A 24,947-nucleotide genomic window follows, 5' to 3' on the forward strand; every position below is an offset into this window, starting at 1 on the left:
TTTTTCAATATAAAGCGAGTGCTAATTAATGGTAAGCAGGTGAGGATATGAATGACTTAAGGAATATGTGGGAAATCGGCGGGTTTGTGGAAGATCAGAATAATGACGGTGTCGCCGATCAGGTGAATCTTTGGATCAACCCCGACAAACATGAAGTTGTGCCCGGGCTGATTGATTTCTGTGCCAGACTGGGCTTTGAAACAACGAGTCTATCCTTCGATTTTTTCCGGCAGAACAGTCGATATGCACATCAGCTGGCCTTTGTGCAAAGTAATGAACAAACGGCAGTGGAATGGCTGTCACCCAATGAAATCATCGTTTATTATACCGATCGTGAACGTTTGTCAACATTGCTGCGGTTTTTGGCAGCCAAGTGGCACAGGAATCTTATTCAGGCAGAGGTGCCTGTCACCAATATTTCTTTGGAAGGCAATGCAGTTGTCATTCATGATGAAGTATTGGCACTGGATCCCGCACCAGTCCGTGCTGACCGGGAAGCATCTGTGAACAGTCTGACAGAGATCTGGAAGGATGTGGGATTCCTGCACAGCCGGGAAGCAAGTCCGGAAAATAAGCAAGCGGTTACCTTTCAGGTGTCAGAAGGGCTGTCGGAACTGGCCTGGACAGAAATTTGCTACGGGGCGGCAAGAATCGGCATGGAGTCGACGCAACTTGCATTTCCGTTGACCGGAGATCGATCCGACCATCCGTTCACCCTTCATTTTGAAGCAAACGAGCAAGAAGAAGCAACGATGGAATTAATTGATCAGAGCGTTTATTTTGCCGGAAAAAATGATGCAGTGGAAAATGCCATCAGCTATTTTTTCCGGGAAAAGCATTGGGGGTTTCAGGGCCACTTCGGTTCATGGGAGCGCCAATTCCTTGAAACCACGAACAAAGAGAAGCAGTTATTCGATCTCACCTGGGATGATGAAGGAGAAAAAGCGGAGCTGGATGTGCTTGTGGGTGGATTGGAAGAAAAAGTAAACCTGCATGAACCCAGCCGTATGACCGTTTATTTATCCGATTCCAAAGCGATTCGGGAGGATGTCGCTGAAGAAATACGGGGCATGTTTCCGAAGAGTGATGTGCAAGTTCGGTCCGCTTTTAAACCGGGATATTTCTGGGTTACCGAAGAAATTTTACCCTGTTTAACTGCATTGGATGCGGAGATTGACGCTGTTACTATTTATTGTTTGAAAGAAGAACGGGAAGATGGCCTGGAACTGCCGATTCGCTGGATTCAGGAAATGTACCCGATCGATGAAATCATCGCCCAGAAATTGAGCCTCGATGTGTCGAAAATTCAGTTTGAACTGACCGAAGAAATCGATGATACATATCAATTGGTCGCCTATGACCGTCACGGAAAACCAATATCGGAGCACGCTGTTTCCATTCCGGTATCCAAAGTGCCTTACGTGGAAAAAAATAAATACAGCTATCCGACAACGAGCTATTTATATGTGGAGCAGGACGGTCAAGTGTTGGAAGACCGCGTGATACTTACCGACCGGGAGCGTTTTTGTTTATATTATATAGAAGAAATTTTACCGAAGCTCTGGGAAAAATCCGATGTTTCCGATGAATCGAGCGGTACGCTAAAGCCTTTGTTTGACCGGATCGAAGTAGAAGTCGGGATGAGTGAAGAAGAAATGAAGATCCCCGTGGCCGAAGAGCGTATTTCCTCCCTGGAAGCCTTGCATGAAGATGTATATTTTAATACATTGGATTATTTTCAGGTGAAGGGGGAAGAAACGGCCGGCAAAGCTTACATTACACCGGGCGGGGTCTACCCTTTCATGAAAGTAACGCCGGGAGAAAAGCCAAGGGCCCGTGTAACGGCGTATGCATGGATCGAACGCGAAAGACCGTCTGTTGCCACGAAAAAACTGGGCTTCCAGTTCGGCCACAGGCACCCGTTATGGGCGGAATGTCTCGTGGATGGCACGCCACACAGAATCGCCCTGGATACCGATAAGGAAAACGGTTTTGTTCCATTGCCCGAAGATCTTCCGAAGCCGGAGTCGGCGCAGTTCCGCCCGTGGCTGGCAGATTACTCGTACCGCGGCAGGCCGATTTTCGCTTATGAACTTTTCCAGGAAGTAAATGAGGATTATTATTCCGCCCTCAAGCTATCGGCACACAAGCCGACCGTGCTAATCGAAACAGGGCATCATGCTAATGAAGTATCCAGTACACCGGGTGTAATGGAAATGCTGGATGATTTGGGTGAGAAGCATCCGGAAGTATTGAAGCATCTCAACCTGGTCGTGATCCCGCGTGCCAATCCGGACGGGACGGCGCTCCAGCAGCAAATGGCGGAGGATAATCCGGAATGGAAGCTGCATGCGGCAAGGTATAATGCGGTGGGATTGGAATTTTCCCATGTGAGGTACAAAGATTCGGTATTTGGCGAAGCAAATGTGCTTCCGAAAATAATGAATCGCTGGGCTCCGGACATCCTGATCGATAATCACGGCATCCCGAGCCATGAATGGACACAGCCTTTTGCGGGATATCATATTCCACCGAGATTTCCGATGTCCTTCTGGATTCCAAGTGCCATGCTGTACGGCATTGCCCGCCAGCTTGATGAGGAAAAATTCCCGCAGCATACGGAAATTTTGAATAAAATCACGCAGTCCATTCAGGCGAAAGTGAGCGGAACGGAAATACATGAACTGAATCAATACTGGCTGGAGAGATATAAGAAATATGGCCATCAGTATATGCCTGAGCTGTTTCCGATTGAGCTGGTCGAGGAATTTATTTTTTACCAATGGAATGCGAAAGTTGATCCGGAATCAACGAATGGCATTGAGCGATTTCCAGAATGGGTGAGCGCAGAATTAATATCCGAAGCAGCGGATGAGACGGTGTACGGGGACAGTTTGGAAATATGCAAAAAGGGACAGCAGCTGTTTGATTTAGGTGCCGTGGATTGGATTGATAAAGATGTACAATCTATTCGGAAGGTATACGGGGAAAGTGACGTAAGCATCAATCGGGAACGGCCGTTGAAGATAACGTAATACTTAAGCGGGGGCGGCTGTTGAAAAAAGATAATATAGAATAGCAAATTGGTCGGAAAGTTTGCAGGGGAAATAAAATGAGCATTTGGCATATGGGTGCGGTGCGTTAGGGCGCAGACTGGCAGTTCAAGTCACGTGGAAGTTACCTATAATATGTGTTGGATTCGCTCATATGCTGGGATATTCGCCCATAACGGGGAGAATTCGCTCATATGCTGGGAAATACGCTCATAACGGGGAAGATTCGCTCATATGCTGGGAAATACGCCCATAACAGGGAGAAAGCGCTCATATGTTGGGATATTCGCCCATAACGGAGAGCATTCGCTCATATGCTGGAAAATACGCCCATAACGGAATTTATTCGCTCATAAAAGGAGTGAATTCGCTCATAAGTTGGATGGCCGCTCGTATGCAGGATGTCATCCGATACAAGCCACGATTGGGTGCATCGCATATATAAGAGGCTGAGCACTCTTTACAAATTATACGTGCTTCACATTTGTAGGCAAGCTGTCATGACCGGAGTCAACTTACACATGTTGCGGACGTGAATTCGCTGGAACTGTTGGCGGGAAAGTATGCGGGGAACCTCCACCCCGTGCACAGGTGAACAAATAGAAAGGTGAGTTACATGAAAAAATTATTATTAACAGGGTTTGAGCCCTTTTTGGACTACCCGATCAACCCGACAATGGAAGTTGTCAAAAGTTTATCCGGGAAGGTCATCAATGATTATATCATTCACGGGGAAATTTTGACGGTGGAGTTTTCCAAAAGTGGGGATCAGCTGCTGGAAGCCGTGGAAGATATAAAGCCGGATGCCGTCATCTCCCTCGGTTTGGCCGGCGGCCGGCATAAAATTACACCGGAACGAATTGCGATTAACTGTAATGATGGTCCAGTGGATAATTCAGGGTGGAAGCCAAACGGGGAAAAGATTTTTGCAGATGGCAAGGATGGAATATTTACGACCTTGCCCATTAGCGAAATGGTAGAACGCCTGACTGAGTCCGGGTTGCCTGCCGAGATATCAAACACGGCAGGGACCTATTTATGCAACAATGTCATGTATCATGGTCTGTACTACGCCAGAAAATGGCAATTATCCATGCCATCCGGGTTCATACACATCCCGGCTTCTCATGAATTGGCCATCGAACAAAAGAAAGTGCCAAGCTGGTCACAGGAGGATTTGAACCGCGCAGTGGAATTATGTGTCGCGTGTTTGTGAAGGGGGTTGCCCCACCATTGTCTATTATTTCGGATAATTGATATGGGGGGCTCTGACTCCTTGATCCTGTGCTCCATAAGTAAGTTATAAACACACAAAACAAAAGGAAGTACACTGGTTATTGATTCAATTCTTTATTATTGCCGCTCTAAATAACATGATTCTTCTTCCTCAAGAAGGTAAAGATAAATGAGGATGCAATTAGCTCAAATTAATTCCATGATCTCTTCCTCTTATTTCAATTTTCATTCCATCATTTTCCTCCAACCAATATGCAAAATCACTTTCATAGGCTTCAACATAAACTGTTTCTTCATCTTTAAACTCGAGTCCGTAATCCACACTGGGGAAACAGTAGGATTCCCCTACAGGCTCACCATCTTGATAACCTGCAGTAGCTACCCAATACCCTCCGATTAAATCTTCTTTTGTCACGTTGGCACTGCAGCCAATAAGAATTGTAAAAAGTAAAGGAAGAAAAGGACAACTCAATCTATTCACGATGAGAACAATCCTGTTACTGATTGTATATAATGCCTTTATATTGATTGCGTCTTCTGTCCAAGTTTTGACTAGATTATTGACCACAGAATATAAAAAGAAGGGGAAGAAGGATAATATTTCCTTCTTCCCCTTCGTTCAGTTAGCCAATTTTAGATGTTTATATGATATACATTACCTATGCGAAGGTCGAATCGAACATCTTCCTCCATGATAATATACCAATCCAACCCCAACTCGAGCCTAGAAGGGATTTTATACTGGCCAACAATAAGTTCAAATGATTCACCGCAAAAGAGTGTATAATGATAACCGTTTAATTCAACTACCCAGGCGTCTCTATTGTATTCATAGGTCATCATTCCTTCTGTCATGACAGTTCACCTTCTATCACCAGTTTTACCATATGATCATCGATGAGTTTTTGTTTATTTTGGGCACCGTAAATGAGACAATGCGTACAAATCTTATTGATCAGCCTTGGTGTACCATTCGAAAACTGAAAAACTTCATGAATCGCTGCATCTGTGAAAATGTCGCTTTGTGCACCGACTTCGGTTAAATGTTTTTGTATATATCCACCTACCTGCGCACGATCATAGTGCGGGAGCTTACATTGCAGGTCGATTCGTTGCCGAATAGCTGCAAATGATTGGAGCCGAAGCCGGTCCCAAAGTTCACTTTGTCCGACAAGAATCAAAGCCATTGGACTTTCAGCGTCCATTTTAAAATTAAGCAGAAAGCGAACTTCCTCCAGCATTTCCCGGTCCAGTAGATGTGCTTCATCTACAATAACCACAGGTAATAAACCATGAATTCCACGCATCATTTCAATCTGATTGTGTAACTGCCGTTTAGCATCTCCACGATAAAACTTGGCTTCGCACCCCAACTGTTCCAGTAACCCTTTATAGAAATGCCGGGGTGTTAATTTAGAATCGGCCAGATATAAAACCTTAAACAAACCGGAATCCAGTTCATCCGTAAATTTCCTGAGCGTCGTTGTTTTCCCGGTGCCAGCATCTCCTGTCACCACCGCAAATAACTGTGATTCAGCTGCATATTCCAATCTCCCAATGGTTTCATCCAGCATATCCGGATAATATAATGCCGATGTGAGAATATCGCGGTTAAAAGGAGTGTGCGTAAAACCGTAAAAATGGTTAAACATGTGAAGCACCCTCTTTCTTAACCCTGCGATAGGAAACCGCTGTCTTCTGAACGTCTTTACGGGAAGCATACTGTTCCGTCGCTGCGTCCAACAGTCTGGAGTGCTCTGTGGACTGTTGTCCAAGATGATCCGGCATCGTTGGCCGTTTCCCGGCATGTTCACCAATCACCAATTCACGAGCTGTCCAAGGTGCATGTCCTTCGTACTCAATGGTCACTTCCGTAATATCCGAAGGATCATAAACCACATCGACCCTGCAGCCAATAAACGATAATCCAGCCTCGTATTTCTTACCCATAAAACTAATACATCCTGATTTATCCACTTTACGCGTCTCACAGTGTAAAAATGCTTGCGCCAATTCTTCTGTACTGACAAACCGTAAGGCTTTGTCATCACTGCGGAAAGCTGCTTCCGGACTTTGGTTTTCCCCCAAAGCACTATGCGGCTTGTACTGGTAGCATTCACTCAACCACACACGGAGTCGCTCATTTAGATGATCCAGTGTTGTGGGCTTCTCCAGTGAAACCTCATCCAGGAAACTACCCACTATCCGATTAAACCTTTCTACCTTCCCGGTAGCCTCTGGCGAGTACGGCTTAGCGTATAATAACCGGATGCCTAACTTTGAGCAGGTTCGTTTCATCCATTTTGTCCTGTATTGTTTTCCGTTATCAAAATAAACAGATTCGGGAACACCGTATAATTGAATAGATTCACGAAAACCCTGTTCCACAATACGTTGATCCATGGTGGGATAAAACCCGGCATGCATCACAAATCGAGAAGCATCATCCAGGAACACCACCAAATAAACTTGTCTTTTCTCTCCACCTGGACCAATAGGAAGGTACGGTCCATACTTAATATCAGAATGCCATAATTGATTGCGAGTTTTCCGTTGGAAACGCCTGGCAGCCACACCAGGATCACTGTACATTCGCATATGCCGAGCACTATACCCCTTTTCAGCAAGCTTTTCCTGCAAGGTACTCCGCTTCAATTGACCGGGCTCAGCTCGTTTTTCCCATTCCAGGATTTGAATAATTTGGGCAATACTGCGTGATGGTACTTCCCGACGCAATAAGATAGCCTGTTTCAATAAATGATCGGGAATAGCTTCCCTGATTTGCGTACCTTTTCCTTTTGGTTTTAAACCTTCAAACCCTGCCTGTCGATATTGTGCTAAGTATCTTCGAATAGTTCGTTCAGAAAGTCCACTTGCTTCACAAATTTGCCGTCTGATTTGTCTGGCCTTGGCGGCATCCAATCCATCCGCCAACAATGGAGACAGTAATTGTACCCGTTCAGCAGCAATCTCCTGTGCTTTCTTTTGATTTCTCATGTCAATGAGCCTCCTTTTAAGCTATTAAACATGAGTCTATCTCAAGAGTATCCGGACAGGAATGCAGAACGGGTCTGTATCCATAAATGAACATTAACAATAGGACGGACAACTTTCGCCAGCCATCCATCTAATGTTCTTCCGTCACGTCCGATTTTTTGGAGCACGGTCCTTGGGGCACCGGACGTGCTCCCCACAGGTAAGTCCAATTGAAACCGCTTTATAATAGAAATCATGCAGCCCACAGCATATGGTCCCCAGATCTGAAACCATTCACGCCAGCGACCCAATGTCGATTCATCAGCCGGAACATCTATCAAATTATCATCCACAACCTGTTCAATGCTTTCTACTCCATAACGTTTGTAAGGGATTAAAACATCAGGTAATTCATGATGTACTTTATGACAACGTTTACAATAAAGCCGGCGTATAATAAGTTTCTCTTTATCTCCTGAATTTCTATACCATACCCTCCGCCGGCTTCCAGCCACTACCAAAGGGCTTTCGCAAATAGGACAGTGATTGATTTCCGCACTCCTAACAAAAAACACCTGCTTCGTCCTTCTTCTCAATTAACGTATAGTCTGATATACTAATCATATGTTAGGTTTTAGTGGACGTCTCCAGTGAAATTGTTTCCGCAATTTCACGTTAATGGGGGCGTCCTTTTCCTTTCCTGGATTTTTTTCTGGTCATATTATCAGTCTACTTCTGGTCAGACATAACCGTCAACTTCCGGCCTGTTTAACATAGCTAAAACACAATCCTCCTTATAAAAATAATCAGTTAAAATAAAAAGATTCACCATTCTCCTTTTGATAAAGCTTTAGCAGTTCCCCCATTTTTGTTGCCACTGAAATATATGTAAACATTTTAGTACCCTACTCCGCTTCAACTTCAGACAGTAAACTTGCAACTGATAAATCCGCTTAGGTTTAATTGAAAGACTTTGATGGAATTTAAGATGTATTTTAGTCGAGAAAAAACCCCTGGTTTAATATTATCCAAAGGGCTATCTTACAGAAAATCACTTAATATATTAGGTTGCTGTTTTATTACTCACGTTCCAAATAACAGGATTCTTCACTCTGAATATCTCCTTTTCCTAATAAACCAACCTCATCCTCATTTATTTTATCTATATAGAAACTAAGATAAATTCCAAGTTCTTCTCCTCTAAAATGGATTTCAATTCCATCGCTATTTTCTTCCAGCCAATATGAAAAGTCTGTCTCATAAGCTTCAACATATACTGTTTCCTCATCTTTAAATTCAATTCCATCGTCAAAAGGCATGCAATTAGGCTCGCCTACTGCTTCCCCCTCTTCGTATCCTGCAGTACCTTTCCAATACCCATCTATTAAATCCTTTTCTGTCACTTTAGCACTGCAGCCAGTCAGGATTATTAAAAGTAAAGAGAGTAATAAACAATATTTCATTCTCCGCAAATTTTAACACTCCGTATAAAATATCATTATTTTCTTAACAAAGATACAGATTTACATAATCAGTAATTATTGTCGTTCTAAATAACAAAATTCTACTTTCGAATCCCTATTTTTTTCTGATGTTAAAACTATCTCATTATCACTCATTTCTTCAATTTCATAAATAAGATAAAGGCCGAATTCATCCCCAGCAAAGTGAATCTCCGATCCAGAATCTTCTAACCAATACTTAAAATCACTCTCAAATCCCTCAATATATACAACACCTTCATCTTTAAACTCCAGGCCGTGAAAAGCAGTAAGTACGCAAGAGTTCTCTTCACTAGGCTCACCTTCTTGATTTTCTGATGTAACTTCCCAATAGCCACCGATTAAATCTTCCATCGAGACTTTGGCACTACAACTAATCAGTATGATTAAAAGCAATGTAAGCAAACAATACTTCCGTACATTCACAGTCATACCACTCCTCATAATAATAAATTTCACCCTTCTCCTTCGGCTAAAGTTTCAATACTTTCACCATTTTTATTACCACTGTAAATATATGTATAAGTTCTGGGTCCAAATTCTTCTAATACTCCAGCTAATTCATCAGCAACCTTATACCAATCATGTGAATTAATAGCCTCATTAGGAAACGGGATGTTAGGATTTTCAACCATCATCCCAATTTTCTCCATCTTTGCTTACATATAAAATGACTTCTTTATCTCCTACCGATGGTATTTCAGTACCAATCACATCTCTAACAATTGGTACATCCGTCATTTATCCACCATCCACCAAATATGTTCCTGTGTGTTTTGCTGGATTAGGAACCTTATCTAATATCTTATTTAAAAGTGGCAATTTTCCCACAGATAGAAGGTTATCTCCTACCCTCCAAAACTTGTTACAAGCGAGTGGCTAACTCTCTTACCTGGTGGTATTCCTACCCACTATAAGATATGACCTATGCTCGGCCACTCTATACTACCTGAATCACTCTCCCCTTTCTAAATAGCAATTATGACCTTCTCGCATTCCATCTCCTTCTAAAACCATTTCGTTTGTATTTAACATTTTAATCTGAAAAAAATAAATGTCACTTCCTGGTTCACTGGATAGGGAATCTGAAAAATCATCTTCAAAAGTAATAGTGGAACCTTCCTCATTCTCACTAAGCCAATATTTAAATTCTCTTCCAACCCATTCTACATAAACGGTGTCCTGATCTATAAATTCTATCCCATATTGAAACGGACTACAGGAAGCTTCCCCAATCACTTCACCATCTTCAAATCCTGCTGTAGCAATCCATTTACCATCTATGATGTCCTCTTCAGCTACTGTCTCATCGCAGCCAACGGTAAATAATAAAATTAAAAATAATAAATTTAGTTTTTTCATGAACTCCCTCGCTTCTTCTAATAAAAAATAATGATTATCCCACTAGCTCAGCATGAGTAACTGTCTAGGTGTTTGCACAAAAATACTAAACGACTGAACCATTTACCATGACCGCCCTTTCCGCCTTTAGTAGGGTTCACCAAAAAAGCGTTGCCTAGCTCTACAATACCAGCAAGCGTATATTCTGTATAAGCAAAAGGTATACTCATTTAAATAATAAATAATATAACAGAACTAATAACGAATTTTCAAAGGTATATTAGTTATTCGCCACCAATCCTAATATATTCGTATACATCAGGATGTAAATCTGAACTCTGCTCAATCCAACACTTTCCAATTTCATACCAGTCTTTAGACTCTACTAATTCCTTATCCGGCAGTACTAAAGAGTTGTCAAAATCGTTTTTATAAGCTTCATGCCAACGTTCAAGCATATTATAAGTATATTTTGTAGGTACAACTTTAACTTGCGGTTCATTACTTGAACTTGTTACTGCACCATTTTGTGATACAATTAATTCCATATTTAAAAACTGTGCTGTTTCTGCGGCTTGTTTTACAGTTATGTCGCCCTCTCCTTCAAACCTTCTTGCAATTCCATTACTGTGTTGAAACCTCCAACAGCTTTTCCCAATTGACCAACAATCTGCTTTCCTATTTCCTCTCCTACAAAATTAATTGTATAATTAGCTCGTTCTTCAAGTAATCCCCCATCTTCTAAGTGATATTGGAGACCTTCGAAACTACCTGCATCTGCTGTAGTGTAATAGGTAACTGCAGATATATCAAAGGATTTAGCTGCAGGGTGTTCTGGATCAAATATATACTCACGAAATTCTTTTTCGCTTACAACATTTCTTGTACTTTCTTCATATTCAGCTTTATGCAAAGTGGATTCGAAAAAATGACCAGGCATATTATTTTGACCGTTTTCATAATTTAATATAACAACTTGTACTATAGTATTTTCCTCTATTGTTTCTAATGTTTTTTTATAATTTTTTAGTAACATTAAATAAGCTTCTAGTTTAGATTTATTAACTCGATAGATTTCAATTTCATCAGGTTTTTTATTACCATCGTACAAGTAAGCCTGCATCATTGCCATTTCTATTTCCAAAGCACTTTTAGAAATAATTACTTCTTTATTTAATCGTTCTTTTAAATTATCAATATTATCCTCACTGATAAAACCGGCAATTTCTTCAATTTCTTTTCTTTTTCCCGCATCAAGAAATTCATTTTGAAAATAGTCATAAAGCACATCTTGCTCATAAGGTGATAAAGTTTTTCCATTTGCCAATTTAGCGGCAATTTCTCTTGGCACTTGCCACTCCTCTTCCCCATAAATCTCTTCCATCATCGCAGAATACCCTTCCACATCCCGTAACGCGCCAAAATTAAAGTTATCAGGTGACAAATCCCCACGCTCCACCTTCGCCTCTACATCCGCAAGATAACGCTTCATCGTCTGCAAATCCGCCCGTACCGTTTCCATCGCCTGCACTTGCGTCTGATCAAGCGCGTTCATATCCTCCACGATATTCCGGACTTTCTTTTTCCCCCGATCCACACTTTCCAGCACGGCTGTATCATCAATCCTGTCTACTGCCACCAAATCCTGCACACTGCCAATAATACGATTTGCATCATCGGTTAATGCCAACGCCCGATCTTTCACTTTGTCAAATCCATTGGTCACTTCATTTTCCAGGAAATCCTGTCTGATGAGCCCGCTTGGATTTGGTTCAAAGGCTTCCACGTTTTGCATTTTTGTCAGCACAGTTTTATAATCCTGCAATGACTGATACAGGAAAATAAGAAAAGGCTGATGGACCTCATGGAAAAAATAACGGATGGCGTCCCCACCTTTTCCCCTTAACGCATCTTCCATCGCAAAAAAATCCCGAATGGACCGCTGAATCGCGCTTATTTTTTCGTGTACATCATCAATGTCCCGAATTCCGTTTTCAAGACCACTCATTAGTGAATCCACGTCTAACATTAAAATAAAATAATAGAAGCTAATCCTTTTTGTAGATTGATTAGCTTCTAATTGTATTACCGTACGTACTTTTTCTGTATATATAGGTATTTGTCTTCAAGCTGAATTTCCTTGGCTTTATTTCGGCCTTTACTTTCTCTTGCGTGTTTATATTGTCAACTCACTACGGACTTTCATCAGAATTTGAAATATTTGTTGTAATTAAATCCAGTCTCGTTTTGTCCTATTAACCATCCAACTGCCGTTCTAGATAACAATGCTGCTCCTCATCTAAACCTTTTCCAACAATTGCAAAACTATCTTCATCAATAAAAATTGTTTCAAAAATCAATGCATCTACCCCATCACGCATCATTAACTCTGCGTTGTCAAAACTGTCATCCAATGTATATTCATAATCTGATTCAAAACTATGTAAATATACTGTATTCTCGTTCTTAAAAGTCAACCCTTCTATATAGGAACAGTTCGGTTCACCTATTATTTCCCCATCTTCATAGCCTGCAGTTGCTAACCATTTTCCTTCCAGCAAAAATTCTGTTGTCACTTGATTACTACATCCAGCTAATATAAGTATTATAAGAAATAAAGGTATTAAAACAGGTATTCTTTTCATTTATTCATTCTTACCTCTATCATCTCCGTAATTTTTCATATATTTATTCTTCCAGGAATTCTTTTTAATTGATTCATCCCCATACAGAATGTATTTAAAAATTAAATTTTCAACATTATTGTTTCCTTTTGTTCCTTCATTCAAAACTCAAGTCTTTCATGAATAGAATTATAATCATTTTCTCCAAGGGGGTCACTATGCCAGTCTTATTTCTATTATTGCCTTTCAAGGTAACACGATTCTTTTTCCCGTGAACCTGTCCCTTTCAAGCCAATCTCATTTTCATTAAGCTTTTCAATATAATAACTTCGATAATCTAGTTCCCCCGAAAAATATATTACATCTCTATTTTCTCTTTCGTCTAACCAATAATCCATATTCTCTTCATTTACTTCAACATGAACAGTATCGTTATCTTTAAACTCCAGTCCTTCATCAAAAGGTGTACAGTAGGGATCACCCTTTGGCTCACCTTCCGTGTATCCTGCAGTACCAATCCAGTACCCACCTATGAGATCTTCCTCTGTGACCTCTGCGCTACAACCTATAAGAATTATTAAAAATAATGGGAGGAAGTACTTGATTTTATTCACTTTTACATCACACCTCGTAATGTTGAATCGGTTACACTTAGTTAGACAAAAACTTTAAGGTCATATAAACTGAATTCAATAATTAGTCGGAGGAGAATCAGTTTATGACCAAAAGACCAAGAAGGACATTTTCAAAGGAGTTTAAAGAACAAATCGTTCAGTTACATGCTTCAGGTAAACCAAGAGCCGAGATTATCAGAGAATACGAGCTGACGCCATCTGCCTTTGATAAATGGGTTCTCCAACATAACACAACTGGATCTTTTGAAGAAAAAGACAATCGTACTCCTGAACAAGAAGAATTAATCAAGTTACGTAAAGAGAACCAAAGGCTTGCCATGGAAAATGATATTTTAAAGCAAGCCGCGCTGATCATGGGACGAAAGTAGATGTGATTCGTAATAATCGACACAAATACTCGGTATCAGCAATGTGCGAAGTCCTGCAAATTCCTAGAAGCACGTACTATTATGAAGCGAAAGAACGTGACACAAAAGAAGAAGAAGAACTAACAAAATTAATTGTAGAAATCTTCCATAAAAACAGACGAGTCTATGGCCAACGGAAAATCAAAGAGAAACTACAAAAGAAAGGCTGGCAAGTCTCTCGCCGTCGGATCGGCAGAATTATGAAAGCTAAAGGACTTGTTTCTAAGTATACAGTTGCCCAATTCAAGCCCCAAAAATCAACCGTAAATGAATCTGACGTGGGAAATGTATTAAACCGTGAGTTTGATCAAAAGCAAGCTCTGAAAGTAGTTGTAAGTGATTTGACATACGTTCGCGTGCAACAAAAATGGCATTATATTTGTGTACTCGTTGATTTACATAACCGTGAAATCATTGGTCACAGTGCTGGTCCAAATAAAGATGCAAGGTTAGTTCAACGTGCTTTTTCGACAGTGCCTTACAACTTAACCAACCTTGAACTGTTTCATACGGATCGAGGCAGTGAGTTTAAGAATCAATTAATTGATGAGGCATTAGCTACATTTAATATCGACAGATCATTAAGCAGTAAAGGTACACCATATGACAACGCAGTAGCAGAGGCAACCTTTAAATCTATTAAAACAGAGTTCGTCAATGGAGCGGTTTTCTCAAGTCAAGAAGAGTTAGATCTTGAATTGTTTGATTACGTCAATTGGTTTAATAACATTCGCATGCACGAGTCACTAGACTATTTAACGCCAAGAGAGTACAAGCTACAGCATCCGTTAGAACAGACTGCTATCTAACACCAATGCGTCCACTTTACTTGGAGAGGCGGGCGTGATAGCCTTTTTGGCTAGCCAGCCGGGTTTTAAATTGGCTGGCTTCCTGGCAAGAAAATCATGCCCGCAGAGGCTCCAAGTCAAGTGAGAAACTGATACAACTATTTTCATTAAAGAGCATTTTATTTAACACCATAAAAAGTTTATATTCCTTAATAAATTTGTTTAGTTTAGTGTTGACATTCCATGTACACTTTTGTGAGTGCAAGAAGACTCGACCTCATGCTTACCACCTTGATACTTGGATGTAACTTCCCAAGTACCTACAATGAGATTATCCTCTGTGACTTCGTGGTTACAGCCTGGAAACGTTATTAAAAGAAGTAGGAGGAAGTACTTTCCTTTGTCTAACTAAGTGTAACCGGTTCACCCTTGTAATAAATTCACATAAGTGTATAACTTGATCTGTACGTATTTCATATCTAATTTACTCATTATCTCAAATTTGTTTCCTCCGTCTGTTTCTAAAATAAAAATATTTTAATCAGTTATTTTGTACAGTAATTGTTCTTGAGAATATGCTTCATAAGTGATGCCTTCTGGGTACGGTGATTCACTAAAAGCAAAATACAATTTTGTTCCATCATGTGGTTGTTTCCATAAACCAATTTCTTCATTCTTATCATCATAGGCTATGATATTAGTAACATCTTCATGATCCGTAGCAATTAATATAACATATATCTCTTTATCACCTTTACTTAGAAGTGTTTCTTTTTTTACATTAAATATTATATCACTTGTTTCAGTTGATATAAATTCGTTATCAGTAATTGACCATCCCAAAAAGCCTTCAGACAAGGTATACGCACGAAAACCATCCTCTAATTTAACAATACCAAATGAACGCTCTCTATCAATTTCAGTAAGTATCCCTCTTTCTCCTTCTTCGCCTTCCAAGGCAGACTCTGCTGTTGTATTAATCACATATTCATTCCATATGAACGTTTGAAACAACAATAAAATAAGAAGGAATATTGCAATTTTCATTGAACGACTTCTCATCTTTTGATTTTTCATTATCCGAATACCCTCTTTTCTACCAGACAATCATTTTTTAATTTACAATGATTTTTCTACACTACAATTTCTTATTAGATTAGGAGAGTATTTATTATAATTTATATAACATATACAATTTACCAACGGTTGGGATGAAATTTGTTAGGTATTGGTTCCTCTCCTTTTTTTACAACAAAACGAACGCCTTTATCCCAGATCTCTCCATCTTCACTTATATATAATATAACTTCCTTATCACCTACTTGAGGTATTTCTGCACCTAAAATATCTTTCATGTAAGGAACTTGGTCTTTAAGCCACCACGATCCACCGTATTTACCAAATTCAACTAACTTGGGATCAATTTTACTTATTACCTTATCTAATCCTGGCACCTTATCAAGGCCTTTTTTCAAATAGACAGTACTAAATACTTTTGCATAACTATTAGTTACACCTGCTGTATAATAATTAAACTTACCTTGTTTTGCACTTTGCGTATAATAATAGAGATCTGGATTATCTTTGAAAATAATAAACTTACCATCCTCTATTGTATAATGTATATCATGATCATCAAAAGGAAGTTTTCTATAATCAATTCCTAAGTTTTCAATATCTACATCTACTCCTTTAGTAATTGTATGCTGACCATTTTCTCTCCCTTCAAAAACAACTTCTCCATGTATGATAGCATTTTTATCTTGTTCTTTAACTTTTGCCAGTTCTTCTTCTGTGTCCAAAAGAAGGTTAAAAATTGATTGATACGTATTTTTATCTATCTCCCCGGTCTCCAAAGCCTTATACGCTTCACTTAAAACCTGTTTTCCATACTCATCTAAATCATCTATAACCACATTCTTTGCTTTTTCAATTTCTATCATTGACATATTTTCAATTGTTTTATCATTATTATAGATCCGATCCATCACAGTAGAATATCCATCAATATCCCTAATTGTTCCTATGTCAAATTCTGTTGGCGACAAATCCCCACGCTCCACCTTAACCTCCACATCCGCCAGGTAACTTTTCATCGTCTGCAAATCTGCTCTCACCGATTCCATCGCCTGCACTTGCGTCTTATCAAGCGCATTCATATCCTCCACGATATTCCGGACTTTCTTTTTCCCCCGATCCACACTTTCCAGCACTGCAGTATCATCGATCCGATCAGCTGCCACTAAATCCTGCACACTTCCAATAATACGATTTGCATCATCGGTTAATGCCATCGTCCGATCTTTCGCTTTATCAAACCCATCTGTCACATCAGTTTCCAGAAAATCCTGTCTGATGATTCCGCTGGGGTTCGGTTCAAAGGCTTCCACGGAATTTTGCATTTTTGTCAGTACCGTTTTATAATCCTGCAGGGACTGATACAGGAAAATAAGAAAAGGCTGATGAACCTCATTGAAAAAATAACGGATGGCATCCCCGCCTTTTCCTCTTAACGCATCTTCCATCGCAAAAAAATCGCGAATGGACCGCTGAACCGCGCTTATTTTTTCGTGCATATCATCAATGTCCCGAACGCCGTCCTCAACACCGCTCATCAGTGAATCCACGTCTAAAACTTTCAAACATTGCACCCCCACAGCTTCTGGCATTCTCTCATCCGCTTAACTCTTCATTCTAATTGCATTGGCCACATGCTGATCTGTATCTCTGTATTTCTCAACCGCTTCACCGGCTGCCTGCAAATGCTGATGAAAAACTTTCTCGAATTGTGTTAAAACGTCCTCATACTCCTGCTTGATCTCATTATATTCACGCACAGCTGCAAGGTCGTTTTCCCCTTTGATTTCCTTGGCAATTGTGGTTGGCATGACACTTGCTGCTGAACGCATATCAGCAATGCCTCGATTTGCAACAATAGCATCCACCTTAATTTCCTGACTCATGTCTGACTTCGCACCTCCTGCTTCCTGACCTGCAATGTGCTCCGCCGGGATTCCAAGGCGGAAATACTGCTTTCCAAACTTCCCATTTCTCCTTCGATGAGTCTTATTTTTTCCAGAATTTTATCTTCCACTGCAGCAATCTGACGACTTGGAATGTATGCAAAGCTTTCCCTTAACTCCCCTTCCTTGAGCTCAGTCAGATCCCTGGCATGATTTCCATGGAATGTTTTTGCAGCAAATTCAGGTTTGGAACAGATTTCTTCCGTTTCATAAAAATCACTTTTATTATTACGTAAATCCGTCAGCGCCTTTTGCAGCCTGCTCAATTTTTCTCTCCGATCAGCAAGACTTATGCTCCGCGCGCCTAGGAGCCGTTGCACTTCCATCAATTCTGTATGAATCGAATACAAATCCGAACTCATCATCCCACCTCTTTTTACCTAATTCTTTCCGCTCACACATACGATGCCATATTATTCTAATAATTATATAATACTGGAAAATACAGGTTTTTCACAGGGTACTTTTGACTCATTTTATTTCTTTACTAAGTATCTTCTGGCAGACATTTAGGTCAAAAGTATGTAGCTGATTTGGCAGATATTTGCAGGGGCAGGTTCCGCATTGATTTAAAATCATATTTTTTTAAAGTTTTCATTAAAAATGTCGTATTTTGTTCGTATTCTTTTGTGATATAATGAGTCCACAAGGAGGTGAAAAGACATGGAAAAGGAAGATCAAATTATTGGCATGCTTGAACAAATCATGGGCACGTTGGGAGAACATGGGGAAAAATTAGACGAACATACTCGCATTCTTGGTGAGCATGGGAAGAAACTTGATGAACATTCCCGAATCCTGGACGAGCATGGGAAAAAGCTGGATCAACATACACGTATACTGGGTGAGCATGGGCTGAAACTCGATGAACATTCTCGCACGTTGGCCGAGCACGGAAGTATGCTTAAAGAACATGGTGAAAAGCTGGATGAGCATACACGAATCCTCGGGGAGCACGGGGAAAAGCTCGATGAACATACACTTATACTGGAAGAGCATAGTTCTCAACTGGACGAGCACGGACAAATTCTTCATGCACTCATGACGGGACAGGAGCATGTAAAAGCAGAAATTGACGGTATGAAACTTGCTAATGCAAAAGAATTCGGCTCTATCAGAGAAGAAGTCACCAAAGTGTCATCTAAGGTGGACCTTGTACGTAAATTTACTTGGGAAAATATGGAGGATGTTCACCGTATCAAAAATACCATGGGAATGAATTAACTTTTCATGGAAATTGATTTTTTACTGACCACTTATATTACTTCTAAGAAAAATCCTCCTAAGAGATCCTCATTGCAAACTTTAAATGTTTACAAATAAACAGAAGCTAATCAGACAACATAGTCGATTAGCTTCTCTTTTTTTTCATGGGGTCAGACCCCACAATTCAAAATATTCTCAATTGCGGGGTCTGATCCCCTTTATAATCTTCCTTGAAGTTAACGTTAACGTTAATGTTATGGTATAGTTGTTGGAAAATTACCATAAAGGAGCTTTTCCATGAGCAGGAAAGAAAAAGATGAGAAGTTGAATGCCGCGAATGAATTCGACAAAAATCGAGTTTTTTCGGGAAGTGACAGGCACCAGGAGACGTATTCGATTTCGGAGTTGGCGGAGCGCTTTGGAATTACTACGAGAACTATTCGTTACTACGAGGAATTGGGGCTGCTCCATCCAAAGCGGACTGAAGGCGGACAGCGTATTTTCAGCAAGCGGGAGAGTACCAGGCTGCGGCTTATTTTCCGGGGTAAGAAATATGGTTTCAGCCTCGATGAAATCCGGGAGATGATCGAGCTCTTTGATGTGGATCCTTCCGGGAAAAAGCAATTGCTCCGGACGATCGAATATGGCAGGGAAAAAGTGGAGGAGGTGACGGAACGGATTGATGAATTAGTGACCATTCGAAGTGAAATGGAGAAAATGCTTGAGGATTTTGAAGAGAGATTAAACAAATCGGGTGATAAGTAAGTTACACGCGTTCATCCAGATCTACCATGAAACAGCAAGACACAGCGGATGAGGTTTATATAAAAGATGAAAAAAATGAAGGATGCGTGGAGCTACCTCAAAATGCCCGACATACAGCAGCATGCAAAACACTGCTCATATTTAAAAACTGGAGGGAGAAAAAAATGAATTTACCGGATTTACTTGCACATCAGGCCAGAAAATTTCCAAATAAAGAAGCGATTGTTACACCGTCAGACCGAATTTCATATAAGGATTGGCACGTGACAGTAAACAAGTTGGCCGACAGTCTGCAGAAGCTTGGTATTAAAAAAGGCGATAAAGTGGTACTGCACATGCCGAACACGAAGGAGTTTTTATATACGTATTTTGCAGTGCAGCGGCTTGGCGCTTTGATTGTCCCTATCAATGCCAAGCTCGTTCAGAATGAAGTAGCCTACATCATGAATCACAGCGATGCGAAAATGTTTATTACCCATGAAATGCTTTTTGAAGGTGTCCGGAACATGGACAGCAGCGGCGGCATCACTTTTGTAAAAACTGGAGAAGCCATGGACGGCTGGCTGTCATTGGAAAGTCTAATTGCAGACGGCAACCCTAATGAAATACCGTGCGATTTAACAGAAGATGATGAAGCTTCCATCCTATACACTTCCGGCACTACCGGGGATCCAAAGGGGGTTGTTTTCACCTACAGAAGCATTCTGACCGTGGCAGGCATGATTGCCGTGGAAATGGAAATGAAACCGGAGAGCCGCGTCCTTCATATGATGCCGCTCAGCCATTCGGCACCATTGCATTTATTTATGGGAGCCGGCATCTATGTAGGTGCAACTCATGTACTTGTGCCGACATTTACGCCTGATTTATTGCTTGAAACGGTGGAAAAAGAAAAAATCACCCATTTCTTCGGTGCACCCATTGCCTATTTGGCAAGCGCCAAACATCCGAAAATAGAAGCATTCGATTTATCGTCGATGAAATACTGGGTGTACGGCGGGGCTCCTTTATCGACACAGGAAGTGTCATTTGTGAAGAAACAATTTGCGACAGACCGTCTCATGTGTGTATATGGTTTAACGGAGGCCGGTCCTAGTGGAACGCTGCTCACCTTTGAAGATCATGCCAAGAAAGCGGGAAGCATTGGGAAGCGCAGTGCATTGCATTGTGAAATCCGGATCGTGGATGAAAGTGGAAACAATGTGCCTCAAGGTGAAGTCGGGGAAATTATTTTACGCGGGGAAGGAAATATGAAGGGATATTATAAGGATCCCGAAAAAACAGCGGAAACTTTGCGCGGGGAATGGCTTTATACCGGTGACATGGCAAAGCAGGATGAGGACGGCTTTTATTGGGTCGTTGACCGTAAAAAAGATATTATCATTTCCGGCGGCGTGAATATTTATCCAAAAGAAGTGGAAGATCAACTGCTGAGTCACCCGCAAATTACGGATGCAGCCGTTGTTGGTGTGCCGAATCCGGATTGGGGAGAAACGGTGAAGGCTTTTGTGGTGGTCGAAGGAAAAATGGAAGACCTGACAGAGGACTGTCGGGAATTTTTACAGGATAAACTGGCTTCCTACAAAATCCCAAAATTATACGAGGAGTTGGAAGCGCTACCCAGAAATGCCACTGGAAAGCTTTTGAAAAATCAATTAAGAAAACAGATGAAATCATAACAGCATGGGAGAGGAATAAAATGCGTAATTTTTACACGGAGGATGGAACGTTAAGGCGGCTGCTCGAGGAGAAATTGCCTGGGGATTTTTTCCGGTATGCGGATCGGGAGTTGGAGGAATTTGGCCGATTATGTGCCGGACCAATTGATGCGCGGGCGGTGCATACGGACCGGGAAGGGGAGCCAAGACTGATCCGTTACGACAAATTGGGGAGTGAGGTTTCGCAGGTCTGGCTGAATGAAGGATACAGGCAGACGATACAGGATACCTATCATACCGGCATTGTCGGCTATTTGCACAAGGAAATTCCGGAACTTGGGAAAACGGGAAATTATGTGTATGCTTTTGCGCAAGGCTACCTGCTTTCCCACGCGGAACCGGGATTTTACTGCCCGGTTACCTTGAGTAAGGCAACTGCTTATTTGATCGATCGCTATGCAGACGCAGATTTAAAGGAAAAGTTTTTGCCGCATGTTCTTTCGACAGGGGACGTAGAGCTCTATGAAGGGGCGACTTTTTTGACGGAAAGACAGGGCGGTTCGGATGTGGGCGCAAATGAGGTCGAAGCTGTAAAGGCCGGCAGTCATTATGTGATCAGCGGGGAAAAATATTTTGCCAGTAACGCGGGCGCCTGCGGGGTCGCTATGGTTCTTGCAAGGATGGAAGGCGCGCAGGCAGGCACCAGAGGACTCAGCCTCTTTCTTGTGCCCTGGGAGGAAAACAGGGCAAATGGCAAGCTGCGGATCCGCCGGTTGAAGGATAAGCTGGGCGTTCGTGCCGTGCCGTCTGCGGAAGTGGAATTGGAAGGTGCCAAGGGATATCTCGTTGGTGAGGCGGATCGTGGTTTTTACTATATGATGGAAGCATTGAATCTATCAAGGGTCTCCAATGCGGTGGCATCGCTGGGAATTATGAAGCGGGCTTATTTGGAGGCGCGGGATTATGCGATGGAGCGCGAGGCATTTGGCAATAAATTGACTGCCTATCCGATGGTAAAAGAAACGTTGAGCAATTTGGCGGCAAAACAGGAAATTGAGCTGCAGGCACTGTTTGAAGTCATTGCGCTGATGGACCGGGTGATGGGTGCGGAATTCGGCGCCTCGGCCGAGGAGGAGTTGCTTTTCCGGTTGTATGTGGCCATCATGAAAAAGGAAAGCGCGGAGCAGGCAATTCATTTTGCCCATGAGTCCATTGAAATGCACGGCGGGAACGGCTATATTGAAGATTTTGTCACGCCACGGCTGCTGCGCGATGCCCAGGTGCTCACTGTCTGGGAAGGAACGGCAAATATATTGGGGTTGGAAGTTTTGCGGCTGATTGGGAAATATCAGGTGGATGACATTTTTACTGCGGAAATGAATAGGAGGTTGGATACTGTGGCGGATGGTGCCTGGAAGGAGCGGGTAGCAGATGAGCTGACGCGGCTGAATGAGCGCGTGGCCCAGGTAAAGCGGCTTTCGACTGATATGCAGACCTATTATACGAAAAGACTGGCAGAAGGAATGGCAGCTGTTTTCGAAAGCGTGATTGCCCTGGAAATGATGGAAGGTGGAGACAGCAGAGAAATAGCTGTTGCAGAAGTCTTCCTCCATGCTACTTGGGAGCACGAGGCGATCACAGAAACACCACCAGCCATCACAAAATTTGCAGACATAAACAACTAGCAAAGGGCAAAGGGGTCAGACCCCGCAATTCTAAATATTCGCAATTGCGGGGTCTGACCCCTTTTAGTGACAAATCTTTACGGTGGGACGAGCATTTAGCGCAGTACCAGGCACCGCTCCTGCCTGCCACTGCAGCTCCGCTCGCCCCCCGCAGGTACCGCACAAGCGTGCGGTGCCCTGTTACCTAAAAGCCATATTCTGCTTCCTTAGCTTCACGGACTTTCAAATAGGTTTCCGTCAATAAAGCTGTGTCTTCCACCAGTCGGTCGATGCGGAATAATACATCATCATTGATGATTTCCTTATGGAGAAAGTCTTTTTCCTCAATAAATACATAGGTCTGCACGATTTGTGCTTTCATGTATGCGAGGATTGGCTTTATTTGCTGCTCCGGTATCAGATAATGCTTGGCAGACCCGGCCGTAACAAGCATGGACACCACTTTGTCCTGCAGGCCGTCGACCGGAAGAAGATCAAATATATTTTTCAGCGTGGCCGGGATGGATGCCTGAAAGATCGGCGTACCGAGCACAATCGCATCCGCCTCCATGATCGCTTTTGTCACGTATCCCGTATCCCCTTCATACTCCAAATAGTTCCGTCCGTCACTGAATTGTATATCGTAATCAGCTAGATCGATGAAGGTGGTTTCCACCTCCGGATATTTTTCCTTTATCTTTTTCATCACATAATTCATTGCTGTTCTCGTCTTCGATCCCACATTGGAACCGGACAACCCTACCAATTTCATGTAATTCCTCCTTGGTTCCACATTGCTGCCCACAAACACTTTACCACATTAACGCGACGGGGGTCTGACCCCTCAATTCTGAATATTTCGCATGCTTTATCGCTTTAATGTGGTGGGGGACTGTCCCCCTACTTTGTGTGTTTTTTTATTTCGGGGAGTATTTTGGTGCCGATCAAATCGATGTTTTTCTTGAGTTTGTCAAATGGCACGCCGCCGAAATCCATTTGCCCGATGAACCGCTGGTGTCCGAATTGCTCATGTTGGTACAACAGTTTTTCCACGATTAAATCCGGGCTGCCGATGTTCATGACATCCCGTACATCCGCGCCCTGGGCAAAGTGCTGCTTCGGGAATCCCCTGCCATTGGTCAACTTCATTCCTTCATTAATATGTGGATAATATTCGCGCTGTGCCTCCTGTGTCGTCTCCGCTACATAAAGAAACCCTGCTGTGGAAACCGGCAATTCCTCCGGGTCATGCCCGTTCGTTCGAGCCGCCTCCCGGTACGCATCAATGGACCTTTTGAAAACAGAAACAGGTCCGCCCAGATGCGCCAAAAACATGGGAACCCCGGCATATCCTGCCTTAATGGCACTGGTCGGTGTGCCACCCACAGCACGCCAGATCGGCATCGAACCATGTTGCGGCCGCGGCAGTACCCTCGCATTTTTTAAAGGAGCACGGAACTCCCCTTCCCAGCTGAGTTCTTCCTGCTCATTAATTTTCAACAGCAAATCAAACTTCTCTTCAAATAGTGCTTCATAATCATTCAGATCATAACCCAACAGGTCATACAACCCTACCCGGGATGCACGGCCGGCAACAATTTCCGTTCGCCCCTTGGAAATTAAGTCAATGGTCGCGAAATCTTCATACACCCGGACCGGATCCAGGGTGCTGACAATCGTCGATGAACTGGAAATTTTTATTTTTTCCGTTGCCTGGGCAATGGCGGATAACACAACGGAATGTGCCTGTGTCGCAAAAAAGTCCTGATGGCTCTCCCCGACACTAAAAAAATCAATCCCTGCCTGTTCTGCAAGCTGAGCAAGCTCGATAATCTCATGAATCCGCTGTTTTGCAGAAATCCGCCCGCCGTTCACCGGGTCCGGCAAATGATCGCCGAGTGTATATAATCCAAACTCCATCGGTTTATTTTTATCCATGCGGTATTTTTCCATCCATACACAACCTTTGGCGAGAATTAATAATTACTTTTCGTAATCATTATAAAGGATCCCATGCTTTTTTCCAAAGTACCTGCTTTATTCCATTAAAAATAAAGCACTTTCCATTT

The 24,947-nt window shown here is 42.0% G+C and carries 26 protein-coding genes; 7 read left to right on the forward strand and 19 right to left on the reverse strand.

Features of this window, described 5'->3' with window-relative positions; genetic code table 11:
* Positions 1-47: 47 nt before the first annotated feature.
* Both ACZ42C_RS11305 and ACZ42C_RS11310 read left to right on the forward strand, forming a co-directional pair.
* The gene (locus tag ACZ42C_RS11305) at positions 48-3,035 is read left to right on the forward strand and encodes a M14 family metallopeptidase (RefSeq protein WP_461183140.1); all 2,988 of its coding nucleotides are present in this window, start codon (positions 48-50) and stop codon (positions 3,033-3,035) included.
* A 634-nt stretch (positions 3,036-3,669) separates the two neighbouring features.
* Positions 3,670-4,269 carry a pyroglutamyl-peptidase I gene (locus tag ACZ42C_RS11310; protein ID WP_461183141.1) on the forward strand — a complete coding sequence of 200 codons (600 nt, stop codon included), beginning with the start codon at positions 3,670-3,672 and terminating at the stop codon, positions 4,267-4,269.
* 201 nt (positions 4,270-4,470) lie between these two features.
* Here ACZ42C_RS11310 and ACZ42C_RS11315 read toward each other — a convergent pair whose 3' ends face one another.
* From ACZ42C_RS11315 to ACZ42C_RS11375, 13 genes are all read right to left on the reverse strand, one after another.
* A complete protein-coding gene (locus ACZ42C_RS11315) occupies positions 4,471-4,770 on the reverse strand; it encodes a hypothetical protein (protein ID WP_464891254.1) in 300 nt (99 codons plus the stop codon).
* Positions 4,771-4,922: 152 nt separating this feature from the next.
* Positions 4,923-5,144 (reverse strand): DUF5348 domain-containing protein, encoded by a 222-nt coding sequence (locus tag ACZ42C_RS11320; protein ID WP_461181899.1) that lies wholly within the window; start codon positions 5,142-5,144, stop codon positions 4,923-4,925.
* A complete protein-coding gene (locus ACZ42C_RS11325) occupies positions 5,141-5,941 on the reverse strand; it encodes an ExeA family protein (protein ID WP_461181900.1) in 801 nt (266 codons plus the stop codon). Before ACZ42C_RS11325 ends, ACZ42C_RS11320 begins: the two co-directional genes overlap by 4 nt.
* Positions 5,934-7,286, reverse strand: a complete 1,353-nt coding sequence (locus ACZ42C_RS11330; RefSeq protein ID WP_464891255.1) for a DDE-type integrase/transposase/recombinase — start codon at positions 7,284-7,286, stop codon at positions 5,934-5,936. Before ACZ42C_RS11330 ends, ACZ42C_RS11325 begins: the two co-directional genes overlap by 8 nt.
* Positions 7,287-7,327: 41 nt before the next feature.
* The gene (locus ACZ42C_RS11335) at positions 7,328-7,840 is read right to left on the reverse strand and encodes a DUF6431 domain-containing protein (RefSeq protein ID WP_461181744.1); all 513 of its coding nucleotides are present in this window, start codon (positions 7,838-7,840) and stop codon (positions 7,328-7,330) included.
* Positions 7,841-8,344: 504 nt separating this feature from the next.
* The gene (locus ACZ42C_RS11340) at positions 8,345-8,737 is read right to left on the reverse strand and encodes a hypothetical protein (protein WP_464891256.1); all 393 of its coding nucleotides are present in this window, start codon (positions 8,735-8,737) and stop codon (positions 8,345-8,347) included.
* Positions 8,738-8,803: 66 nt separating this feature from the next.
* Positions 8,804-9,193, reverse strand: a complete 390-nt coding sequence (locus ACZ42C_RS11345) for a hypothetical protein (RefSeq protein WP_461183766.1) — start codon at positions 9,191-9,193, stop codon at positions 8,804-8,806.
* Between the two features lie 29 nt (positions 9,194-9,222).
* Positions 9,223-9,405, reverse strand: a complete 183-nt coding sequence (locus ACZ42C_RS11350; protein ID WP_461183765.1) for a hypothetical protein — start codon at positions 9,403-9,405, stop codon at positions 9,223-9,225.
* A gap of 316 nt (positions 9,406-9,721) precedes the next feature.
* Positions 9,722-10,129: a hypothetical protein gene (locus tag ACZ42C_RS11355; protein WP_461183764.1), complete on the reverse strand. Its 408-nt coding sequence runs from the start codon at positions 10,127-10,129 to the stop codon at positions 9,722-9,724.
* Positions 10,130-10,392: 263 nt separating this feature from the next.
* Positions 10,393-10,656: a hypothetical protein gene (locus ACZ42C_RS11360; protein ID WP_461183763.1), complete on the reverse strand. Its 264-nt coding sequence runs from the start codon at positions 10,654-10,656 to the stop codon at positions 10,393-10,395.
* 38 nt (positions 10,657-10,694) lie between these two features.
* Positions 10,695-12,137, reverse strand: a complete 1,443-nt coding sequence (locus ACZ42C_RS11365; RefSeq protein ID WP_461183762.1) for a T7SS effector LXG polymorphic toxin — start codon at positions 12,135-12,137, stop codon at positions 10,695-10,697.
* 226 nt (positions 12,138-12,363) lie between these two features.
* A complete protein-coding gene (locus ACZ42C_RS11370; RefSeq protein WP_461183761.1) occupies positions 12,364-12,684 on the reverse strand; it encodes a hypothetical protein in 321 nt (106 codons plus the stop codon).
* A 284-nt stretch (positions 12,685-12,968) separates the two neighbouring features.
* Positions 12,969-13,346, reverse strand: a complete 378-nt coding sequence (locus ACZ42C_RS11375) for a hypothetical protein (protein WP_461183760.1) — start codon at positions 13,344-13,346, stop codon at positions 12,969-12,971.
* A 104-nt stretch (positions 13,347-13,450) separates the two neighbouring features.
* On the opposite strand from ACZ42C_RS11375, the gene ACZ42C_RS11380 reads away from it, so the two are divergent.
* Positions 13,451-14,583 (forward strand): IS3 family transposase gene (locus ACZ42C_RS11380; protein ID WP_461183819.1). Its coding sequence is split into 2 segments (ribosomal slippage): positions 13,451-13,700 and positions 13,700-14,583, totalling 1,134 coding nucleotides; the frame shifts between segments, so codons are not numbered across the junction.
* Between the two features lie 516 nt (positions 14,584-15,099).
* On the opposite strand, the gene ACZ42C_RS11385 is transcribed toward ACZ42C_RS11380, so the two are convergent.
* The 4 genes from ACZ42C_RS11385 to ACZ42C_RS11400 all read right to left on the reverse strand — a co-directional run bounded on the left by ACZ42C_RS11385 (position 15,100) and on the right by ACZ42C_RS11400 (position 17,950).
* Entirely contained in the window at positions 15,100-15,639 is a 540-nt protein-coding gene (locus ACZ42C_RS11385; RefSeq protein ID WP_461183389.1) for a hypothetical protein, read from the reverse strand.
* A 119-nt stretch (positions 15,640-15,758) separates the two neighbouring features.
* Entirely contained in the window at positions 15,759-17,204 is a 1,446-nt protein-coding gene (locus ACZ42C_RS11390) for a ribonuclease YeeF family protein (RefSeq protein WP_461183388.1), read from the reverse strand.
* A 39-nt stretch (positions 17,205-17,243) separates the two neighbouring features.
* Positions 17,244-17,525, reverse strand: a complete 282-nt coding sequence (locus tag ACZ42C_RS11395; protein WP_461183387.1) for a YwqI/YxiC family protein — start codon at positions 17,523-17,525, stop codon at positions 17,244-17,246.
* Positions 17,522-17,950, reverse strand: a complete 429-nt coding sequence (locus ACZ42C_RS11400) for a hypothetical protein (RefSeq protein WP_464891257.1) — start codon at positions 17,948-17,950, stop codon at positions 17,522-17,524. The genes ACZ42C_RS11395 and ACZ42C_RS11400 overlap by 4 nt, the downstream gene beginning before the upstream one ends.
* 298 nt (positions 17,951-18,248) lie before the next feature.
* Between ACZ42C_RS11400 and ACZ42C_RS11405 the strand changes: the two genes are divergently transcribed.
* The 4 genes from ACZ42C_RS11405 (at position 18,249) to ACZ42C_RS11420 (ending at position 22,899) form a co-directional block, all read left to right on the forward strand.
* Positions 18,249-18,809, forward strand: a complete 561-nt coding sequence (locus ACZ42C_RS11405; RefSeq protein WP_461183385.1) for a hypothetical protein — start codon at positions 18,249-18,251, stop codon at positions 18,807-18,809.
* Between the two features lie 279 nt (positions 18,810-19,088).
* On the forward strand, positions 19,089-19,556 hold the full coding sequence (locus ACZ42C_RS11410; RefSeq protein WP_461183384.1) for a MerR family transcriptional regulator: 468 nt from the start codon (positions 19,089-19,091) through the stop codon (positions 19,554-19,556).
* 164 nt (positions 19,557-19,720) lie between these two features.
* Positions 19,721-21,235 (forward strand): class I adenylate-forming enzyme family protein, encoded by a 1,515-nt coding sequence (locus tag ACZ42C_RS11415; RefSeq protein WP_461183383.1) that lies wholly within the window; start codon positions 19,721-19,723, stop codon positions 21,233-21,235.
* A gap of 20 nt (positions 21,236-21,255) precedes the next feature.
* Complete coding sequence (locus tag ACZ42C_RS11420; protein WP_461183382.1) at positions 21,256-22,899, forward strand: acyl-CoA dehydrogenase family protein; 1,644 nt, start codon at positions 21,256-21,258, stop codon at positions 22,897-22,899.
* A 184-nt stretch (positions 22,900-23,083) separates the two neighbouring features.
* Here the strand turns inward: ACZ42C_RS11420 and ACZ42C_RS11425 are convergent, their stop codons facing one another.
* Together ACZ42C_RS11425 and ACZ42C_RS11430 are read right to left on the reverse strand one after the other, a co-directional pair.
* Complete coding sequence (locus ACZ42C_RS11425; RefSeq protein ID WP_461183381.1) at positions 23,084-23,650, reverse strand: NADPH-dependent FMN reductase; 567 nt, start codon at positions 23,648-23,650, stop codon at positions 23,084-23,086.
* A 128-nt stretch (positions 23,651-23,778) separates the two neighbouring features.
* A complete protein-coding gene (locus ACZ42C_RS11430; RefSeq protein WP_461183380.1) occupies positions 23,779-24,831 on the reverse strand; it encodes an LLM class flavin-dependent oxidoreductase in 1,053 nt (350 codons plus the stop codon).
* Between the last annotated feature and the right edge of the window lie 116 nt (positions 24,832-24,947).

It is taken from the genome of Virgibacillus kimchii, assembly GCF_055379185.1.

What these genes read in the sequence shown, in the direction of transcription:
- ACZ42C_RS11305 (WP_461183140.1), top strand. Translation starts at nt 48, where the DNA reads ATGAATGACTTAAGGAATATGTGGGAAATCGGCGGGTTTGTGGAAGAT.
- ACZ42C_RS11310 (WP_461183141.1), top strand. Translation starts at nt 3,670, where the DNA reads ATGAAAAAATTATTATTAACAGGGTTTGAGCCCTTTTTGGACTACCCG.
- ACZ42C_RS11320 (WP_461181899.1), bottom strand. Translation starts at nt 5,144, where the DNA reads ATGACAGAAGGAATGATGACCTATGAATACAATAGAGACGCCTGGGTA.
- ACZ42C_RS11325 (WP_461181900.1), bottom strand. Translation starts at nt 5,941, where the DNA reads ATGTTTAACCATTTTTACGGTTTTACGCACACTCCTTTTAACCGCGAT.
- ACZ42C_RS11330 (WP_464891255.1), bottom strand. Translation starts at nt 7,286, where the DNA reads ATGAGAAATCAAAAGAAAGCACAGGAGATTGCTGCTGAACGGGTACAA.
- ACZ42C_RS11350 (WP_461183765.1), bottom strand. Translation starts at nt 9,405, where the DNA reads ATGATGGTTGAAAATCCTAACATCCCGTTTCCTAATGAGGCTATTAAT.
- ACZ42C_RS11355 (WP_461183764.1), bottom strand. Translation starts at nt 10,129, where the DNA reads ATGAAAAAACTAAATTTATTATTTTTAATTTTATTATTTACCGTTGGC.
- ACZ42C_RS11360 (WP_461183763.1), bottom strand. Translation starts at nt 10,656, where the DNA reads ATGGAATTAATTGTATCACAAAATGGTGCAGTAACAAGTTCAAGTAAT.
- ACZ42C_RS11365 (WP_461183762.1), bottom strand. Translation starts at nt 12,137, where the DNA reads ATGTTAGACGTGGATTCACTAATGAGTGGTCTTGAAAACGGAATTCGG.
- ACZ42C_RS11385 (WP_461183389.1), bottom strand. Translation starts at nt 15,639, where the DNA reads ATGAAAAATCAAAAGATGAGAAGTCGTTCAATGAAAATTGCAATATTC.
- ACZ42C_RS11395 (WP_461183387.1), bottom strand. Translation starts at nt 17,525, where the DNA reads ATGAGTCAGGAAATTAAGGTGGATGCTATTGTTGCAAATCGAGGCATT.
- ACZ42C_RS11400 (WP_464891257.1), bottom strand. Translation starts at nt 17,950, where the DNA reads ATGATGAGTTCGGATTTGTATTCGATTCATACAGAATTGATGGAAGTG.
- ACZ42C_RS11405 (WP_461183385.1), top strand. Translation starts at nt 18,249, where the DNA reads ATGGAAAAGGAAGATCAAATTATTGGCATGCTTGAACAAATCATGGGC.
- ACZ42C_RS11410 (WP_461183384.1), top strand. Translation starts at nt 19,089, where the DNA reads ATGAGCAGGAAAGAAAAAGATGAGAAGTTGAATGCCGCGAATGAATTC.
- ACZ42C_RS11415 (WP_461183383.1), top strand. Translation starts at nt 19,721, where the DNA reads ATGAATTTACCGGATTTACTTGCACATCAGGCCAGAAAATTTCCAAAT.
- ACZ42C_RS11420 (WP_461183382.1), top strand. Translation starts at nt 21,256, where the DNA reads ATGCGTAATTTTTACACGGAGGATGGAACGTTAAGGCGGCTGCTCGAG.
- ACZ42C_RS11425 (WP_461183381.1), bottom strand. Translation starts at nt 23,650, where the DNA reads ATGAAATTGGTAGGGTTGTCCGGTTCCAATGTGGGATCGAAGACGAGA.
- ACZ42C_RS11430 (WP_461183380.1), bottom strand. Translation starts at nt 24,831, where the DNA reads ATGGAAAAATACCGCATGGATAAAAATAAACCGATGGAGTTTGGATTA.